The following is a 20163-nucleotide window of genomic DNA, read 5'->3' as shown; positions in this document are numbered from 1 at the left end:
CCAGCACAAATAATAGATGGCATCGTATTGCTACTCAGTTACCACGTGTTTGCCATCCTCCTAGTAACTAGCGAAAATACAACTTGGATATGCGCTTATTTGTCAAAAGTCGAGTTAAAAAAATGGCGAGCACAGAGTGCCCGCCACGGTTGGGATCAATTTGGTTAACTTATTGAACGGTTAATGTTTTAACTTTAAAGCCCTTAGCCTCTAGTTGCGTTGTCAATGAAGGCGCGTCACCCACTACAATGTAAGTCATATTTGTTGGTGCAAGGTGCTTAGCAGCTAATTGGTTTAGTTCTTTTTTAGTCACCTTTTCGATAATGTTAGCCTGTGTTTCTACAATACTTGAATCAACATTATGTGCGTGCATCATCGCAAAGAAACTTAATTTCGCAGCTGGTGTTTCATATTTCAGTGCATCTCGCTGGGCAATGGCATTTTTTGTAAACTCCACTTCTTTGTCTGTCAGCCCCGATGTACTAACCAATTTTAATTCATGTTGAATTTCGTTTAGTGCATCTGCCACATTTTCAGCATTAATTCCTGAAGAAATCACATAATGTCCTGTGTCTCGATTTCCTGAGAAAGTGCCACGGATACCATAGGTGAAGCCTTTATCTTCTCGCAAGTTTTGCGTAATACGGCTGTTAAAACTATTTGAGAATGCAAAGTTCATAATTTGACTTTTAAAATGCTCACCTGATAAGTCTGCAGCCACAGTATGCGTTGCCACCCTGATCTGCGCCTGAGGTGCATTTTCTTTGTGTACAAGGTAAATCGTATTGCTGTCTAACTGCGCAGGTGTTGCCTCAACCATAGTAAGCTCACCTTTACCCAGCCACTTAGATAGTGCACCTTCCAATGCCGCAATGAGTTTAGGCTGCGCCATATCAGATACTACCGACAATTTACTACCTTGCGGGCGAACTTGCTTGGCGTAATAGGATTTAATATCGGTAAGCTCTAGCTTTGCAAGCTCGTCAACAGTAGGTAACCAAGGTTTACTGTAGTTTCCTTTTGCATACATCACTTCATTTAATGCACTATCCGCTAGAAAGTCAGCACTATCTCGCTCTGTTTTACTGTACTCCATGACAAGGCCTTTCACTCGATCAAAATCTGATTCAGCAAATTTAGGCTGCAATAACTTCTCAGCCAACACCGCTAATGTTTGCGTTAGATTCTTCGTTAAAGTCGACACCTCAATTTCAATATGCTCAGGCTTAGCATCAAATGATATTTCCGCACCGAGTTTAGCTAACTGCTGAGCGAGTTCTGATTTTGTATGTTGAGTTGTGGCTTCTGTTAGCATTTCCACCGTTAATAATGCAACACCTGGTAATTGCTCTGGGTCATATAAGCGACCTGCTGGAATTTGCAATAGTAAGGTTGTAGTAGGCGTTTCAGCATCTTCTGCACCTAACACTTCAATACCATTCATCGTTTTTGTTTTCCAAAGCTTGGGTAACGTAATCGTTTTTGCAGCACCAGAGGTAGGCTTTATACTGCGGTCAAAAGTATCTACGATAATAGGTAACTCTACCTCAGCTTTTGCCGTTTCAGTGCCTGCTGGTTCGAAAAATGTTGGTGTATAGTTGTCCGGTTGCGCCACTGTCTCCGGCTTACCTTTAGGTACAATGCTGAGCACAGTATGCGGTTTGTTAGCAACATATTGAGCATATACTCGCTTAATATCATCTACTTTCAGCGCTCTGATACCCGCTAGCTGCTGACTCAAGTAGTCCGGACTGTTATGGAAAGTCTCAAATTCGGCAAGCATTGACACTTTACCTTGCACACTTTGCAGCGCTCTAACAATTTCTGCTTCTCGTTTGGTAATAAATAGCTCAATGTCATTTTGAGTCAGGTCATTTTCAATGTAGTCACTCACTAAGGTTTCAATATCTTGGTTTAGCGCTGTCAACGTTTTACCACTTACAGGGTGTGGCAGTGCGATAATAATCATCTGACAAGATAATTCAAAACACTTATGCGTAGAGCTTGCATGGACAGCTTGCTGAGTATCAACTAATTTCTGACGCAGCATCGAACTCTCACCTTGGCCAATAAAATAACCTAGCGCATCTAATGCGGCTTCATCTTGGTGCCCCATATAGGCCGTCGGATAGGTTTTTCTGATCATTGGCAGTGACACATTATCTTCGTACGACACAAAACGAGTTTCACTCAATGTACCTAGCTGTTTTGCAGCGCTGGTCACGGCCTCGCCTCGTGGTATTGAACCAAAGTATTTTTGTACCAATGGCAACACGTCATCGCGACTAATTGCTCCACCAATCGTTAGTGTCGCGTTATTTGGGCCATACCAACGTTTAAAGAAGGCTTTTAAATCGTTGGCATCAGCTCTATTTAGATCCGACATATATCCAATTGGCATCCAAGAATAAGGATGTCCATAGCCATACAGAGCTTGATGCGACTTTTCGGTACCCTGCCCATAAGGCACATTGTCATAACGCATCATGCGTTCATTTTTTACCGCAGCACGCTGAACTTCAAACTTTTCTTGAGTAATACCTTGAGCAAAAAACCCCATACGGTCTGACTCTAACCACAGCATCTTCTCCAACTGATTTACAGGGACGGTTTGGAAGTAGTTAGTTCTATCTAAATTCGTTGTGGCATTTAGCTTTCCACCCGCTTCAGTCACCATTTTAATATGTTCTTCATCTGCCACATGTTTTGAGCCTTGAAACATCATGTGTTCAAATAAATGAGCAAACCCTGACTTACCCAGCTCTTCTCGTGCAGAGCCAACATGATAAGTCACATCTACATGCACTAATGGATCAGAGTGGTCTTCATGTAGAATAACGGTTAGGCCATTTTCTAATTCAAACTTTTCATATGCGATACCAATATCACCGCGTTCAATATGCTTTTGCTCAACAAATTCTGCACCTGCATATTTTTCGCTTTCAGACGATTGAAACTGACTACAGCCATTTAATGTTGCAGCCATAATTACTGCCATTGCTACTTTGTTTAAAAGCATAAGAAAATCCTTACATCAACTTTATTATTTTATCTGTTTAGAGGAGCTCGCAGGCTGTCCCCTGCTGTTGACGACAAGATTAACTATCTCTGCTCGGTGAGTCGCTTATGAAGTTATCATGAATTCATTTTTATTTTATTAGCAATATAATCAATAGTTTAAAATTATTATAGAAATATTCCACACGGGCTTTCGTTATTTCGAGGCTTTTTACAAGCAGTATCTGGGTGTAATGTTAGCGCAAGTGGCTAAGTAGTCTTTAGCAATCAGTGTCTATTAGTAATGCGTGAAGTGTGGGCAGTTACAATAGCTTGGTTTATACCAATTATCTTTATTAAGTGGTCTATGTTGAAGCGAGCAAACCTTGTCGATAACACCGCTTCCGCGTCCTGCTCACAGCGAGGTATTTACCTCCAGTAGGCAAGACAAAAATTTGTTTTGTCTAATCGAACAAGCATTAAGGCAAATTGGCATAAACCTGAGCCGAATATATATAAGGCCATAAAAAAAAGCCTGACTTCAATACAGTATCAAAGTCAGGCTTTTATTAGATTCTTTGTTGTCTACAGCTTCAGCGGTTGCTCTAAAAATGCCAGCACTTTTTGGTAGTACTTCAAGCGATGTTCTGGTTTGTAAAACCCATGACCCTCATCTTCCAGCAAGTAATATTGATGCGGTACTTTCGCTTCTTTTAAAGCATCAATGATAGACTCAGCCTGCTCGATAGGTGCCCGTTGGTCTTCACCACCATGAACAATAAGCACGGGAACTTTTAGCTTATCTGCGTTGTAACTTGGCGAAAACGCCTTTAGCTGTTTTTCGTCAGTCCCGAGTACACGCTCTAAATATGCGACCCCTGAGCTGCGCTGAGCTACGTCACCTTCTTCAAACATCAGTGGTAAATCGTATACACCAACAACACCGACTGCGCATTGGAATAAGTCAGGTTCTAATATTGCGCTTTGCAATGCAGAATAACCGCCAAAACTTGCCCCCATAATACAGATCCGTTTGTCATCTACGATGCCCTTTGCGATTAGATCTTTGGTTCCATCAATGATGTCGTATTGAATTTCTTTACCCCACTTCTGATAACCTAGTCTCTCAAATGCTTCACCATAACCACCCGAGCCTCTAAAATTCACTTGTAACACTGCGATACCACGACTTGCCAACATTTGCACTTCAGGATCAAATTGCCAGAAGTCCCTTGGGCCATGAGGGCCACCATGCGGCATAACTATCAGAGGCAAGTTCTTTTTCTCTTTTCCAAGTGGTGTAGTCAGATAACCATTAATGGTCAGTCCGTCACGGCTGGTAAATGCGATGGCTTCCATGTTGGACATTTTTGCAGGTGCTATCCATTGCCTAGCAGATGCCAGATAACGCATCTTATTCTCTTTGCTATTATATAAATAATAATCTCCAGGATTGGTATCGCTACTTGCAAATACCACGACTTGCTCGCCATCTCTGGTACTACTAACAATACGAATTTGATTACCTGGGATCGATGCCACCAATGATTTCAAACGCTGACTCCAGTTAGCATTATCATCAATAAATGCGTACGTCGGATAGCCTGGATCTAGTTCTATCGCAAAAGGAGATTTATCAAGCGGGTCAACCCACACCTTAGTTGGGTCAACTTCTTTATCTTGGAAAATATGTGTTAGCGCTTTACTTTCTAAGTTTAACTGATAAAACGCTTTCGGCTCACCATTTTTAGATGCTGATAGATAAACAGATTTACCCGTTTTATCAAACCCATGCATCCAAAAATCGTCTAACTCATCAGCAAGTTTTAGCTCAACCCAATCTGACTGTTTTGCTGTGCGAGTGTACACTGATGAGTACCCATCATCATCTTGTGTTACGACAGCGCGAACTTCGCCATGATGATCTGTTAAGAAACTCCCCATTTTTCTTGGTGAGGCCGTAACTTTGCGTCTAACACCGGTATGAACATTCACTTCATACACTCGTGTTACCGGCTCTTTGGAACCGCTCCAGGGATAAGTCACAATCAACATCTTATCTTCGTCATTAACCAATGGGTCAAGAATATAAGATGTCCCGTAAAGGGGAGTTGCTTTACGCAGTCGCGACCCTGTTTGGCCTTCTCCTTGATACCCAACCAAGTATTTACCACGGCTGCCGTCTGCATTCACGCCAAATAATTCACCATGATATTCTGGGTGATCTTTCCAGCCACGGATGTACTGTTTTTCAAGCACCACTCTATTGTCATTAACCCACTCATATCGACCTATTTGCGCGTTGTCGTCAAACCGAACAGCATGGAGCAGCTTAAATTTATCTAGCTGCAAAAAGCCAAGCGTGTTTTTCCCCTCCCGCTTTGTAATGAAGCTCAGATATTCGCCATTGGGCGATATTTGTACATCAGAAAATTCACTGCCTTTACTAAAGTGTTCAAGTGGGACTACTGATTTTGCGAGCGCCTGTGTCGCGAGTAAACCAACAGCCAATATCAGAAACTTTTTCATCCTAATTCACTACCTCCATTCAAAATTAAACGGGTACAGTGTAGCAATAGAGTGACTTGAGTAACAAACACTTACAAGCGTTAACCTAGTGAAAAGATCCCACTTTCAACATCACTAGCAGAATACAGCCCGGTATCTAACACCCAACCGGTAATTAAGCTTGCCGGAGTAACATCAAATGCCGGGTTGTATATCTCAGCATTATCCGGCGCCCATTGGCAGTGACCAAAACTGCCACTTACTCCCGTCACCTCTGCTCTTTCTCGTTGTTCAATTGGGATCTGTTCGCCACTTAAGCATCGGCTGTCTACCGTGGTAACTGGTGCCACAACATAAAAAGGGATCTGATGAAAATGTGCTAATACCGCGAGATTGTATGTACCTACTTTATTAGCAACATCACCATTAGCTGCGATGCGATCCGCACCAACGAAAATCTTATCTACTTTACCCGCAGCCATTAAACTCGCCGCCATATTGTCACAAATGAGTGTATATGGAATTTGCCATGCTTGTAACTCAAATGCCGTTAGCCTACCGCCTTGAAGTAAAGGCCTTGTTTCATCAACCCAGACGTGAATATTGCGATGTTGTTTTGCCGCATGGTGTATCACACCCAGCGCTGTTCCAACACCTGCGGTAGCTAATGCCCCGGTATTGCAATGCGTTAAAATATTATCACCAGCATTCACCAAAGTAGCGCCTATCGTTGCCATCCGATCGCACAGTGCCGCATCTTCTTCAAACAACTGCTCTGCTGTTGTCACCAATTGTGTTTGCCAGTCAGGTTTATCCAGTACGCTACGTAATTTAGCCATTGCGTGCATTAAATTTACTGCTGTTGGGCGCGTTGCCTCTAGTGTATTAATGGCATGGGCGATGGTAACTTTATCTTCACCTTGCTCACTAAGATATGCAACTAATAGACTTGCCGCTAAGCCTATGAGCGGCGCACCACGAACCTTAAGTGTCAGGATCAAATCGCTCATGGTCGCGACATCTCGACACTCATGCCATACCTGCTGGTGTGGCAGTAAATATTGATCTAGTACTTTTACAACCCCGGCTTCAAATTTAAGGCTGCGTGCAATTAAAGTTTTCATAACATTGCGCTCTGTTAACACTACCCCGAACATTTTACATCAAGATCTAAAGAAGTATAGACATCTAAACATTTAAAAATATAGAATGCTATAAACAAATATTCTCAAGGTTCAAAAACATGTCAGGTTATGTTGCGTTTGATGCTGAAAAAGTGATTGATTATGTCACTCACTTGGGACACTTTTTTGCAGAAGGTGAAACCTTATCTTGCTATGAGTTTGGTGATGGTAATTTAAATTTGGTATTTCGCGTCCAAGATACTCAGCGCAATAGCATCATCGTTAAACAAGCCTTACCATATGCTCGCTGTGTAGGAGAAAGCTGGCCATTAACATTGGACAGAGCAAGGATAGAAGCTAGCGTGCTACGCCGCCACGGTGAGATTTGCCCAACTACCACTGCCAAAGTCTTACACCACAATTCAGAGTTGGCCGTAACCATATTAGAAGACTTAGGTCAGTTACACATTTTACGTGGCGAGCTAAATCAAGCGCATACTTTCCCACAGCTTAGCCAAGACATCGCAACATACTTGGCGAAAACCAGCTTCTACTTTTCTAGTTTTTACCTTGAACCTAGCGAGAAAAAAGCCTTAGTCACTGAGTTTACCAACCCAGAGTTATGTGCCATTACTGAAGATTTATTTTTTGATGACCCATACCGTGATACCGAGCGGAACCATTTTCCCAGCGCTTTACAAGCCTCAGTCAACGCGCTGCGTCATAACAAAGCACTACTGATAGAAATTGCCAAACTCAAAGCACAATTCTTAAACGCCCCAGAAACCTTGCTTCATGGAGATGTTCATACCGGAAGTATCTTTGTAAGTGCTGAGCAAACTAAGCTTATCGATCCAGAATTTGGCTTTTTCGGCCCAATCGGATTTGATTTAGGCTCATTTATTGGCAACCTATTACTGAATTATTGCGCTCAACATGCACGGATTGAAGCACTGCCAAAGCGTCGCAATATGCAGGTATACTTACTAGATTGTATTGCCAGTACATTATCTGGCTTTTATGCAACTTGGCTAAAGCTGGCAAAAACGCAAACTCGTGATTTATCATTGCAAGCTGAAGGATATGCTGAGTATTTTCTAACAAAAGTACTGCAAGATGCGGTTGGGTATTGTGGCTGTGAGTTGATCCGCCGCACTATCGGCCTTGCGCATGTCACAGATATAGATGACATTGAAGACGATACTGCGCGCCTTGAAGTACAAAAGCGAGCGCTACAGCTAGGCGAACAACTGATATTAAACGCCAATAAGTGTCACACCACTGAAGATGTTTATCAATTAATCATTAGCTTTGTGAATTAATCAAAAATCAAGCAGGGTCTAACGCAAATGGCAGCCCAAAGCGTCTACTTTGGGCTGCTAAACATTTACTGCGCTTGACCCATAGTCGTTTCGATATATTTACCTATTTGCTCTTCTAAAACAAATAACGGAACGGATCCATGACGTAAGATTTGATGGTGATATTCTCGAATATCGAATTGATCACCCAGTGCTTTTTCCGCCTTTCGGCGTAAACGTTTAATGGTTAGCTCACCTATTTTGTATGACAATGCCTGCCCTGGCCAAGAGATATAACGGTCTGTCTCTGTTTTAACATTATGTAATGATAGTGCCGTGTTGTCTTTCATAAAGTTCATCGCTTTTTCACGACTCCAGCCAAACATGTGCATACCAGTATCAACTACCAAGCGTGCGGCGCGCCACATTTCGTAAGTTAAACGGCCAAAGTCACTGTATGGGTCTTGATAAAAACCGGCTTCAATTCCCAAAAATTCAGCATATAGTCCCCACCCTTCACCAAATGCAGAAATATATTCGTTGCGGCGATATTCGGGAAGATAGTCTAACTCTGCATTTAATGCGATCTGAAGGTGATGCCCCGGCACAGCTTCATGCAGTGTCAGTGCCTCTAGCACATACAAAGGACGCTTATCCAAAGCATAGGTATTTACCCAGTAATAACCCGCATCAGTATCGCTGCGCGCACCTGAGTAACGCCCTGTTGTGTATTTTGGTGCAATACTCGCAGGAACTGGCGCTACGCCATATGGCTTACGTGGCAATGTATGAAAGAGCTTAGGTAACTGCGCATCCATCTTTTTTGCAATATACGCCGCTTCTTTTAATAACGCTTCAGGCGTTTTTGCATAAAATTGCGGATCTGTTCTTAAAAATTGAACAAAATCAGCAAAGCTACCTTTAAAGCCCACCCTTTTGATGATTTTTTCCATTTCAGCACGGATCCGGGCAACTTCTTTTAACCCCAACTCATGTATTTGCTGCGGTGACATATCTGTGGTTGTGTAGTATTTGGCTCGATTGGCATAAAAGGCTTCACCATTTGGAGTGGCTGAAATACCTATTGTTGTTCTAGCAGCAGGCCGATATTCGCTGATAAAAAAGTCAAGGTAGTCTTGATAAGCACTTATCACATCTGTTTTGATGATATGCTTTGCGCGTTGCTGTAACGCACTAAATTCAGAGTCAGACAACCCTGCTTGATTGTGCTTAAAAGGCGCATAGAATTCAGATTTAGTCACTTCATCTACGATATATGCTTCAATAGAGCTTTCATAGCCTTCTAGCACCGCCTTTGGTTGTGTCAGACCAATTGCCATGCCCTGTTTCATCCAATGGATATTTTGCTGAAAATAGCGAGGAACTTGCTGCAAACGAGCAAGATATAGCTCATAACCGGAACGTTTCTTAAAATTATGATTTGAAATCATAAAAGACAGCCCAGAATGGAAACCATATTCAGAAGTTAGTGGCATATAGTGACTGTTAAAATGATATTCATCGACACTATTTTGTATTTGATTACGCAATATGGTGATGTTTATCTGGTTTTCTTCACTGAGTTGCGTTTTATCAATATCATCTAATTGAGCGAGAAAATCGAGTCGTTGTTGATACTGTGTACTAAGCTGTTGCGCGCTTAAGTTTGGCAGCAAAAACTCTGCGTTGACGTCACCACGTCCATAGGCGTTGTTATCACTTCTAAACTTCATCACATCGCCTGCTAACTGAGTAAAATCAGCATTCTTATCAATACCTGTAATGGCACAACCAGACAAAGTAACAGACAGACATATGGCAATGCTTGAACGCTTAGCCCACAGTTTTATTTTTGGTGATAACACGCTAACTTCCTCGATACTTGTTATGTCTCAATACTTGCACTTTCGCTGCTAAAAACTGCTGTTTTGAGTATTTGTTATGGTAGAACGAACTTATGAGCGTTCAAATTAGGAGAGTCAGGCCACAGATGCAACTTAATTCGACAAAACCACGAAGAACTAAGATCGGATACAAATCACTCAACCTAATAAAAATTGCTGATAAAATCAGCAAATCAACAAAAAAATGTAAATTTTCTATTTCGTAGACAAACTTTTTGCTTTTCAATTCGAACGATACAGATTAATGTAGCTCTAGTGCAATTAGGACAAGAGTGATGCCGATGGAGTTGGTGGTTGTTCATTAACGTTTGATAATAAATTGTTGTGATAAATGAAATGATGTTCCATGATCCCATGGCTGTTGCCCAAGAAAAAATGACACAGGTGTGCCTATTTTTAGAGCAGCATCATTTGCCGCCTACTCCTCTGAATTATCAGGTTGCATATACTTATATCAGTGCTACCAATAAGCCTCTTAATGAAACCCTAGCTAAAACCATCAAAAGCAATACTAAGATTGACTGTGTACTAATCGAGCAACTTTACTATCAATTTTTAGACCCTGGCCAAAAAGTGCAGTCTGAATTACTTGAAGGCGTAGATTCATTAGTTACTGAGCTCCATGAAAATACCGAGAGCTCACAGAAGCATATTATTCGCTTTGCACAGCAGGTGAGCCAATGTATTCATAATTTAGATGAACACAACATTCAAAAAAGTAAGCGTGCACTTTCTACACTTACTAAGCAAACCGAGCTATTGCTAAAACAACACAAGCTCTTTAAACAAGCGTTAATAAAAGCGCGCCAAGATTACGAACGAAACCAACAATTACTTTTAGACTTGCGCAAGCATCACCTATTAGACCCACAAACAGGGCTATATAAACGCCATTATCTTCATCAAAAAGTGGCGCTGTGGCAATCACAGCAAAAGTCTGTGTGCGCGTTATCAATACAAGTTGATAATCTTGATGCGTTTTCTACTCGTTTTGGCGATGTAGTCAGCGAAGTTGTGCTTAATCGGGTTGCGAATAATATTAAGCGTTATGTGGTAGAAAGCGGCCTACCGGGGCGCACTGGTAAAAAAGAATTTACTATCATTCTCGCTGATGTTGACTTAGACACAGCCAGTGTAATCGCGGAAAAAGTACGCAAAGGCGTGGAGCGCCTAAAGTTTGTCAGCACCAAAGGCAAAATGCCACTGCCTAACCTCTCTTTGGCACTGGGAATTGCACAACTTGCACCTGAACATGACTTCAATATCTTGGCTAAACGTGCCAGTTTTGCCGCGCAAAAAGCTCAATCTCTAGGTCAGCACTGTTATATAAGCCACTAATACGACACAAAGCGTGGATAGCAATGCCAAACTCTCGGTTTTTCCGTGATTTTAAAATACTTCCGTATTGAAGCTACAAACCTAGCAAACTCAACACAGGGAGCGCTAATCCAGGTTGCTAGCAAAACATTAATTATCCAAAGCCCAGGTCAAAGTACATTTATCTTTGTTTTTGTGAACATTATCAGCCTGACAAGGTAGATAAGAAATTGCACCTACAGCTACCTATCAAGTACACTAATGACACAGTTACCGTGTATTGATGGAATCCGCATGAAAGAATCACAAGACAACACCACCCACTTTGGATATAAAACAGTAGAAGCAGACAAAAAAGCTTCTATGGTTGCAGACGTGTTTCATTCTGTCGCAGCAAAATATGACATCATGAACGACCTGATGTCTTTTGGTATTCATCGCTTGTGGAAACGTCAAACCATCGCTTGTTCAGGTGTTCGGGCTGGGCACAAAGTCTTAGACTTAGCTGGCGGAACAGGCGACTTAACTGCCAAGTTTAGTGAGTTAGTTGGTGACAAGGGGCAAGTCATCTTAGGTGACATCAATGACTCGATGCTGAAAGTTGGCCGTGAAAAGCTGCGCGATCTCGGGTTGGTCAGTAACATAGAATACGTGCAAATGAATGCCGAAATGCTTCCTTTTGACGACAACACCTTTGATGTCATCACCATCGCATTTGGCTTACGTAATGTCACTGATAAAGATAAAGCGCTACACTCTATGTATCGCATACTCAAACCAGGTGGCCGCTTACTGGTATTAGAGTTTTCCAAAACCGATAACGAAGCGCTGGCAAAACTCTATGATATGTACTCATTCACTCTACTGCCTGCGATGGGTAAGTTAGTAGCAAATGACAGCGAATCATATCGCTACCTTGCAGAGTCTATCCGTATGCACCCAGATCAAGACACGTTAAAGGCTATGATGGATGACGCTGGGTTTGAACAAACTGATTATCAAAACATGACCGGCGGTATTGTCGCACTTCATCGTGGTTTTAAATTTTAGGAGTCTCCGTGCTTGCATCGCTACTTGGCGCCGTAATTGAAGCGGCGCTAAATAAAGCCCTAACACTCTCATCTGAGTTGCAAGGTGCATTAAGTAAAGGACGTCACAAAATACTGAGTGTTGAGGTTCGCGATTTGCATCTGCATTTAGCTATCACCAATACCGGTGAGCACATTCATGTATTATCCCCTTTTGATGGCAACGCTGATTGCACCATTAGCGCAGACTGCGCTACGCTGCTTGAACTCACAGATCCAAGTAAGCTAACCGCACTAATACGTCAAGATAAACTCGATCTAGATGGCGATCTCGCTTTAGCACAATTGTATAGTAACGCTCTTGCGGCTCTGGATATTGATTGGGCGGAGCACCTTGCTCAGTATCTTGGTGATGCCCCCGCACAAGTCATTGTGGATAGTATAAACACTATCCGCAAGCGAGCTCAACAAGATGCACAAGTTGCTAAAGTGACGCTCAGTGAGCTGCTTCAGGATGAACTCAAGGTATCTCCTCATCCACTCGAATTTGAACAGTTTAAGCAGCAAGTGCGTTCCGTGAATAGCCAGTTAGAGAGCGTCGCACAACGTATCAATACTTTACTTCAAAACTCCAAAGGAAATTAGCTTGTCTCTCCTTCGCTTGCATCAGATCACAAAAACGTTTTTAGATTATGGCCTAGACGAATTAATTCCTGCACACAAACAGCCTTGGTACGGCAAAGCTGCGCGAGCTAGCTTATTCTGGATGCGTAACAAGCACAAAGACAAACCTATTGGGACACGCCTTCGCCTTGCCTTACAGACACTTGGGCCGGTGTGGATCAAGTTTGGTCAAATGCTGTCAACTCGCCGCGACTTATTGCCGCCTGAAATAGCCCAAGAGCTGGCATTCCTTCAAGACCAAGTACAGCCTTTTGATCCGAAGCTTGCACAACAGCTAATTGAAGACGCTTTGGAGATCAGCGATATACACGAGCACTTTGTAGAGTTCGAAGCACAACCTCTCGCTTCTGCATCAATTGCACAAGTGCATGCAGCCAAGTTACATCACCAAGATGACGTCAAAGATGTCGTGATTAAGGTTATTCGTCCCGACATTGAGAAACAGATTCACGCTGATTTATCCCTGATGGAGCGCTTTGCCAAAGTGGTCGTCAATTTACTTAGTGAAGGAAAGCGACTTCGCCCAGTAGAGGTGGTACGAGAATATAAAAAAACCTTACTGGACGAGTTAGACTTAATGCGTGAGGGCGCCAACGCCATTCAGCTTAGACGTAACTTCGAAGATTCTGATTCTTTATACATTCCAGAAGTTTACAGCGATTACTCAAGAAAAAATATCCTCGTAATGGAACGTATCTATGGCATTGCGGTTTCAGATACCGAAGCGCTTCTTGCCCAAGGTACAAACATGAAGCTGCTCGCAGAGCGTGGTGTCGAGGTCTTTTTCACTCAAGTATTCCGAGACAGTTTTTTTCACGCAGACATGCACCCTGGGAACATATTTGTCTCTCGCGAAAACCCACACAATCCAAAATATATTGGCATTGATTGCGGGATTGTTGGTACGTTAAATCGTGAAGATAAGCGTTATCTAGCCGAAAACTTTATCGCTTTTTTTAACCGTGATTACCGCCAAGTTGCACAGCTCCATGTAGATTCAGGCTGGGTACCCGCAGACACCTGTGTGGAAGAGTTTGAATTTGCCATTCGCACTGTTTGCGAGCCTATCTTTAATAAGCCACTTGCGGAGATCTCCTTTGGTCATGTACTGGTGAACTTATTTAATACTGCTAGACGCTTTAATATGGAAGTACAACCACAGCTAGTATTACTACAAAAAACGTTGCTTTACGTCGAAGGCCTTGGACGTCAACTTTACCCCCAGCTTGACTTATGGAAGACTGCTAAACCCTTCTTAGAAAACTGGGTTCAGGAACAGGTTGGTCCATTAGCAGTAGCGAAGAAACTCTACGCCAATCTGCCGTTTTGGGCAGAAAAAATGCCAGAACTACCTGACTTAATTTATCAAAGTCTCAAGCGCAGGCCACCTCAAGTTGTCACAAAAACAGCTGATACTGCAACTAAACCGCTATTATTAGGTTTAGTGGCAAGTAGCCTAACAGTGGTATCAGGACTGAGTTATATATCCGATAAGTATTTAGCAAGTGCTATTGTGGCAATAATCGCCTTGTTAGTATTTGTTACCGCTTGGCGTAAAACAGGGTGATTTTTTGCTCGCTAGGCGTATAATCATTATTCTTAAGCTGTAAGTATCAATGGAGTTAGTATGGGATTCGGTGGGATTAGTATTTGGCAATTACTTATTATTTTAGCCATCATTGTTTTGTTATTTGGAACTAAAAAGCTGCGTGGTATCGGCAGTGATTTAGGCGGCGCAATAAAGGGGTTTAAAAAGGCCGTCTCTGATGAAGATTCAGCGACAGAGTCTAAACCAGAGGCTGAACCCGAAAAACTAAATAACACAACAACTCAACAAGCACAGCCTGCCTCAGAGAAAGAAAAGAATAAGGTGTAATTGAAATGGGTATGTGGGAGTTAGTGGTTGTACTTATCGTTGGTCTAATAGTACTTGGCCCTGAACGTCTTCCTGTCGCAATCCGCACTGTAGCTAGGTGGATCAAAACTGTGAAATCTTTCACCAACTCAGTAAAAGCTGAGGTGAGCGAAGAGCTTAGAGTGCACGAGCTACATAATAATTTAAAAAAAGCGGAACAAATGGGAATGCAAGACTTAGCCCCCGAGCTCAAACAGTCCGTTCAAGAGTTACGAGATGCTGCTGAATCAGTTAAGCACTCTTTTAAACCAACTGACAACAACAATAAAAACTAATTCAATCTTACTATTGAGTAGTTGAGTCATTGCAAAGCTTGGGCTACCGCGGCCCAAGTTTCGTCCATCAGCTAGTCTAATTTGCATTTTACTTCTTACGAGTCAAGCTACATGACAGAATCAGCCCAAAGTGGATTTATCGCCCATTTAGTTGAGCTACGAAACCGCTTAATGAAAGCGCTAATGAGCGTTTTTATTATTTTTGTCGCATTGGTGTACTTTGCCAATGACATTTATGCCTTTGTTGCAGCTCCACTGGTGGAGAGTTTACCAAGCAACACCACCATGATTGCCACCGATGTAACTGCACCTTTCTTTGCGCCATTCAAGCTAACATTATTTGTTTCTTTATTTGCTGCAGTGCCATTTATTTTGCACCAAATATGGGGGTTTATTGCACCGGGCTTGTACCAGCACGAAAAGCGTATGCTGATCCCTATTTTGCTATCTAGCGTGCTACTTTTTTATGGTGGTATCGCATTTTGCTACTTCGTCGTTATGCCTATCATTCTAGGCTTTTTTACTAGCGTAGGCCCTGAGATGATGACGCTATCACCGGATATTAGCAGCTATTTGGGGTTTATTCTTAAGCTATTTTTTGCTTTTGGGATCGCCTTTGAAATTCCAGTAGCCATTATGCTTATTTGCTGGAGTGGTATGACAACAACCGCGAGCCTAAAAGCAAAGCGACCCTATGTGGTCGTGGGCGCCTTCGTTATCGCCATGTTTTTAACCCCCCCAGATGTTCTATCTCAAACTTTGTTAGCATTACCCATGTTACTATTGTTTGAGGTCGGATTGATTTTAGCTAGATTTTACAGCACCAAACCACAACAACAGGAGTCAGAAGAATGAAAAAAACCATGATGCTGTTTGCAATGGGATTTTCTTCATTGTGTGCCGCTGAAACAATAAATACTCAAGCACTAAAAGCGTGTACCTTAATTGAAAATGATTTCAACCGCCTGATGTGTTACGACAACGTGATCGCGAATAAGCCCATTAGCAAGCCACAAGTTGCTAAAACATCGGCGCAGCCTACTGTGCAAAAGCAAGTTGAGTCTCTGGCTAATACAGCACCTACACCACAATCAGTAGAGGAAGGTTTTGGCTTAGAGCGCCGCGTCAAAGCCGCCAGCGAGGACATTGAAGAGATCACAGCCAAAGTCACTGAAATTACCGAAAAAGCGAGAAATAGAATGGTATTCACATTAGACAATGGCCAAGTGTGGAAACAAGTAAAATCAGAAACTTTCTTTGTCGATGCTGGTGACACAGTAATCATTGAGCGCGCATCTTTTGGTTCTTTCTTAATGAAAAAAGCGGGGCTTAATCGCACTACGCGCGTCAAACGAGTTAATTAATGAGCACCATGATTGATGCTGGAGTTAATTTAACCAGCTCACAATTTTCGGCCGATCTACCGTCCGTGATCGCCAGAGCTAAAAGTGCTGGGGTAAGTTCTATGCTGGCTATTGGTTGCGACCTGCAAAGTAGTAAAGAAAGTATAGAACTTGCCGAAAAACACCAATTGTTTTGTTCGGTGGGCGTACACCCTCATGATGCCAGACATGCACCAGATAGCCTCTACGATGATCTGAGTGCGTTATTAACCAGTAGTAATCATGTTGTAGCCGTTGGTGAGTGTGGTCTTGATTTTAATCGCGACTTTTCACCCAGACCAATCCAGCAGTCAGTATGCTTAACACAACTGCACCTTGCACAGGCGGCCAACTTTCCCGTTTATCTGCATGAAAGAGAGGCCCACTCAGCGTTGATGCCATTGCTCAACGAAGTTAAGGTTGAAGGTATACTACATTGTTTTACCGGTGATAAAACCGCGCTGAAAAACTATCTAGATTATGGACTAATGATTGGTATTACAGGCTGGATCTGTGATGAAAGAAGAGGCCAAGACCTGCAACAGTTACTACAATATATTCCTCTAGATCGGCTATTGATAGAAACGGATGCTCCCTATTTACTTCCGAGAACCATTACACCAAAGCCCAAGTCGCGGCGTAATGAGCCGATGTTTCTATCCTATGTGGCTGACCAAATCGCACATCTTAAGCAGTGTTCAGCGCAAACCATCATGCAGGCCACGACTCAAAACTTTAAACAACTGTTTGTGAGGTAAAACCATTGCTACGCCTGATGCTGTCTTTACTCTTATTGTTATCAAGTTTTATTGCGTGCTCTGCGGTGACGATATCTGAATCGTTTGATGCCGAACATCGAGTCAAACTGGATTATACGCTGAGTAAATACGCATCATTAAATGAGCTGCTCTCAGAGCCAGTAGAGTGGCACCAAAGCGCCCGCCTGCCAACAGGACTTAGACCTAATAAAAAGTACCTTTGGCTTAAGATAGAGCTGCATAATGCAAGCAGCGCTGTGAAGCCAATACTGGTGAGCATTAATAATAATCTATTAGATGCTGTAACCGCTTATCACGTCAGGCCAAACCACCCTATTTTAACTGTAGACAGTGGCGATGCGCTGCCCTTAATAAAGCGCCCCTTAAAATACGAGGCATTGATTGTACCACTAGAATTACAGCCGCAAACACAGAGTCAATTATATCTACAGCTCAGTGATGAAGGGGTGATAAATGCGCCAATCACAATTTGGGAGCCCAACGCGTATCTCAAACACAAAAGTAAATTTAATTTAATTTTTGGTATTCTAGCAGGCTTCATCTTAGCACTAGCATTAACCAATGTTACTTTGTATAACGTGACCAGAAAGCGTTACTTCTTATACGCCACTGTATTTACTTCGCTAGTATGGCTGCTTAATGCCCACCTTTATGGGTTTGGATATCGATATTTTTATTCTTCTTGGCAATGGTTCCAGCAATACGGTCAAGGCATAATGACTCTGTCACTAAGCCTATTACTATTACCTCAACTGCATTTCTGTTCGGGAAAACAGCTGTTATCTCATCCAACGCTTTCAGATAGCTGGGTGAAACTTGTGGTAATGTTGTTGTTGGTTAGCGTAGTCACGTTACCTGTTTCATTTTCAATTCTGCTGGCGTTGAGTGTCAGCTTAATAATCACAATCCTACTTACTTATAGTGTTGTGCGCCTTACTCATCCACGTCGAAATGCGCTACTTGCGGTGCTCTTGTGCCACTTTATTTTGGTTAGCTACCCACTCACTGTGGAAGTTGGCATTCAGTCAGGCAGTTTCTTACATCATGTTGGCTACTTCGGTATTTTTACCCTTGAAACAACACTACTTTGCTACCTTGTGGTTCACTTATACATTCATCAAAGAGATGAAAAACTCGCCAGCCAGCAACGCCGCCTCGCACACACGCAAGCTGAAGATGCACTACTAAAAGAAAAACTAAAACTACAAGAACAAGCACAATATGATTTAGAGTCCAGTATTGAGTCACGCACTTTTGAGCTTCAGGTCACGTTGCGCGAACTCGAAGATAAAAATCGCGAACTTGAGCGCATGAACATGGAAGACCCCTTAACTAAAGTAAAAAATCGCGGCTATTTTGATAAGCGCCTTCAAATGGAAGCGCGCCGTTCTAGACGAGAACAAACAGTACTGAGTCTGATCATTTTTGATATAGACCACTTTAAAAAAATTAACGACCAATATGGTCATTTAGCAGGTGATCAAGCCATTTGCGAATTCGCTAACTTGATTAAATCACATTTACGCCGACCACATGATGAAGTATTCCGTTATGGTGGAGAAGAGTTTATTTTGCTCCTACCCAACACATCAGAAGCGGGTGCCTGCGAAGTTGCAGAACGTGTAAGAATGGCAACCGCTGAGCTTGTTATTGAAATTGGTGAGCATCAGCTAACGATGACAACAAGTGCTGGTGTTTATAGTGCTATTGTTTCAGATCCACATAACCCACAACTTTATACTGATAATGCGGACAAAGCCTTATATCAAGCTAAACAGCAAGGCCGAAATCGTGTTATTACTTTTCAAACCAATCAGGAGAATTAACGTGGCTCAATCAGGACTTGATCTTTTCCCCCTTACTCGCATGCGCAGAATGCGTCGCGATGACTTTTCAAGACGTCTAATGAGCGAAAACACGCTGACAGTCAATGACTTGATTTATCCAGTTTTCGTATTGGATGGAGAATCAAAGCGCGAAGCTATTCCCTCTATGCCAGGTATCGAACGTTTATCAATTGACTTACTTGTTGAAGAAGCTAAACAACTCGTGGCGCTTGGTGTACCTGCCATTGCACTATTTCCTGTGACGCCAGCTGAACATAAATCTCTGCTTGCAGAGGAAGCTTATAACCCTGAAGGGATAGCGCAACGGGCAGTAAGAGCTATAAAGGCTGAATGTCCAGAGCTTGGTGTGATTACCGATGTTGCACTAGATCCGTTCACCGTCCACGGTCAAGATGGCATTTTAGATGACGATGGCTATGTAATGAACGAGGAGACCATTGAAGTACTGGTCAAACAGGCCTTATCCCATGCTGAAGCCGGCGCAGATGTGGTTGCCCCCTCCGATATGATGGATGGCCGAATTGGTGCTGTAAGAGAGGCGCTTGAGGAATGTGGTTTTATCCATACGCGTATTATGGCTTATTCAGCTAAATATGCTTCAAGTTATTACGGCCCCTTCCGCGATGCGATTGGATCAGCTGGTAATCTTAAAGGTGCCGACAAGAAAACCTATCAAATGGATCCTGCAAATTCAGACGAAGCACTCAGGGAAGTTGCCCTTGACCTACAAGAAGGTGCGGACATGGTTATGGTCAAACCAGGCATGCCATATCTTGATGTTGTTAGACGTGTAAAAGATGAATTTGGAGTACCTACATTTGCTTACCAAGTCAGTGGCGAATATGCAATGCACAAAGCTGCAATTGATAACGGCTGGCTGGCAGAAAAACCAGTGGTGCTTGAGTCCCTTTTAGCATTCAAACGTGCAGGCGCAGATGGCATTTTAACTTACTTTGCAAAGCAAGCAGCTATTTGGCTAAACGAAAAATAATCTGCAATTAAGTAGATGAGCACGTATCCCAACTAGCTTGGATAAGTGCTCATTTTGAACTTTGGAGTTTTATCAAGCATATCGCTGCCGCCAAAGTACCTATGTCCATAT

At 42.5% G+C, this 20163-nt stretch carries 16 protein-coding genes; 12 read left to right on the top strand and 4 right to left on the bottom strand.

The features are described from left to right. Window positions 1-169: 169 nt before the first annotated feature. From F9Y84_RS07315 to mtnA, 3 genes are all read right to left on the bottom strand, one after another. Window positions 170-3019, bottom strand: coding sequence for a M16 family metallopeptidase (locus tag F9Y84_RS07315; RefSeq protein ID WP_147388939.1), 2850 nt, complete (start codon window positions 3017-3019; stop codon window positions 170-172). A 563-nt stretch (window positions 3020-3582) separates the two neighbouring features. After that, on the bottom strand, window positions 3583-5526 hold the full coding sequence (locus F9Y84_RS07310; RefSeq protein WP_147388940.1) for an alpha/beta hydrolase family protein: 1944 nt from the start codon (window positions 5524-5526) through the stop codon (window positions 3583-3585). A gap of 80 nt (window positions 5527-5606) precedes the next feature. Continuing rightward, window positions 5607-6629, bottom strand: a complete 1023-nt coding sequence (gene mtnA / locus F9Y84_RS07305; protein ID WP_147388941.1) for an S-methyl-5-thioribose-1-phosphate isomerase — start codon at window positions 6627-6629, stop codon at window positions 5607-5609. A gap of 119 nt (window positions 6630-6748) precedes the next feature. On the opposite strand from mtnA, the gene mtnK reads away from it, so the two are divergent. Beyond that, on the top strand, window positions 6749-7951 hold the full coding sequence (gene mtnK / locus F9Y84_RS07300; protein ID WP_147388942.1) for an S-methyl-5-thioribose kinase: 1203 nt from the start codon (window positions 6749-6751) through the stop codon (window positions 7949-7951). A 65-nt stretch (window positions 7952-8016) separates the two neighbouring features. Here mtnK and F9Y84_RS07295 read toward each other — a convergent pair whose 3' ends face one another. Then, window positions 8017-9795 (bottom strand): DUF885 domain-containing protein, encoded by a 1779-nt coding sequence (locus F9Y84_RS07295; RefSeq protein WP_147388943.1) that lies wholly within the window; start codon window positions 9793-9795, stop codon window positions 8017-8019. Window positions 9796-10170: 375 nt separating this feature from the next. On the opposite strand from F9Y84_RS07295, the gene F9Y84_RS07290 reads away from it, so the two are divergent. From F9Y84_RS07290 to hemB, 11 genes are all read left to right on the top strand, one after another. Further along, a complete protein-coding gene (locus F9Y84_RS07290) occupies window positions 10171-11172 on the top strand; it encodes a GGDEF domain-containing protein (protein WP_147388951.1) in 1002 nt (333 codons plus the stop codon). 273 nt (window positions 11173-11445) lie between these two features. Further along, window positions 11446-12201: a bifunctional demethylmenaquinone methyltransferase/2-methoxy-6-polyprenyl-1,4-benzoquinol methylase UbiE gene (ubiE, locus tag F9Y84_RS07285; RefSeq protein WP_147388944.1), complete on the top strand. Its 756-nt coding sequence runs from the start codon at window positions 11446-11448 to the stop codon at window positions 12199-12201. 8 nt (window positions 12202-12209) lie between these two features. Beyond that, window positions 12210-12824 carry a ubiquinone biosynthesis accessory factor UbiJ gene (locus F9Y84_RS07280; RefSeq protein ID WP_147388945.1) on the top strand — a complete coding sequence of 205 codons (615 nt, stop codon included), beginning with the start codon at window positions 12210-12212 and terminating at the stop codon, window positions 12822-12824. A 1-nt stretch (window position 12825) separates the two neighbouring features. Next, window positions 12826-14430, top strand: coding sequence for a ubiquinone biosynthesis regulatory protein kinase UbiB (gene ubiB / locus F9Y84_RS07275; RefSeq protein ID WP_128731413.1), 1605 nt, complete (start codon window positions 12826-12828; stop codon window positions 14428-14430). A 60-nt stretch (window positions 14431-14490) separates the two neighbouring features. After that, window positions 14491-14739 (top strand): Sec-independent protein translocase subunit TatA, encoded by a 249-nt coding sequence (gene tatA / locus F9Y84_RS07270; protein WP_125250710.1) that lies wholly within the window; start codon window positions 14491-14493, stop codon window positions 14737-14739. 5 nt (window positions 14740-14744) lie between these two features. Continuing rightward, complete coding sequence (tatB, locus tag F9Y84_RS07265) at window positions 14745-15053, top strand: Sec-independent protein translocase protein TatB (protein WP_125250711.1); 309 nt, start codon at window positions 14745-14747, stop codon at window positions 15051-15053. A gap of 111 nt (window positions 15054-15164) precedes the next feature. After that, window positions 15165-15908, top strand: a complete 744-nt coding sequence (gene tatC, locus F9Y84_RS07260) for a twin-arginine translocase subunit TatC (RefSeq protein ID WP_125250712.1) — start codon at window positions 15165-15167, stop codon at window positions 15906-15908. Beyond that, window positions 15905-16417 carry a hypothetical protein gene (locus tag F9Y84_RS07255; RefSeq protein ID WP_128731415.1) on the top strand — a complete coding sequence of 171 codons (513 nt, stop codon included), beginning with the start codon at window positions 15905-15907 and terminating at the stop codon, window positions 16415-16417. The genes tatC and F9Y84_RS07255 overlap by 4 nt, the downstream gene beginning before the upstream one ends. Then, entirely contained in the window at window positions 16417-17193 is a 777-nt protein-coding gene (locus F9Y84_RS07250) for a TatD family hydrolase (RefSeq protein WP_147388946.1), read from the top strand. The genes F9Y84_RS07255 and F9Y84_RS07250 overlap by 1 nt, the downstream gene beginning before the upstream one ends. A 17-nt stretch (window positions 17194-17210) precedes the next feature. Then, window positions 17211-19040 (top strand): sensor domain-containing diguanylate cyclase, encoded by a 1830-nt coding sequence (locus F9Y84_RS07245; protein ID WP_147388947.1) that lies wholly within the window; start codon window positions 17211-17213, stop codon window positions 19038-19040. A gap of 1 nt (window position 19041) precedes the next feature. After that, window positions 19042-20052: a porphobilinogen synthase gene (gene hemB, locus F9Y84_RS07240; protein ID WP_125250716.1), complete on the top strand. Its 1011-nt coding sequence runs from the start codon at window positions 19042-19044 to the stop codon at window positions 20050-20052. Window positions 20053-20163 lie beyond the last annotated feature (111 nt).

The sequence above is a fragment of the Pseudoalteromonas peptidolytica genome (genome assembly GCF_012641745.1).
Taxonomy (GTDB): Bacteria; Pseudomonadota; Gammaproteobacteria; order Enterobacterales; family Alteromonadaceae; genus Pseudoalteromonas; species Pseudoalteromonas peptidolytica.
Note: the sequence above shows the minus strand (reverse complement) of the source record. Positions and strands in the feature narration are given on the sequence as shown.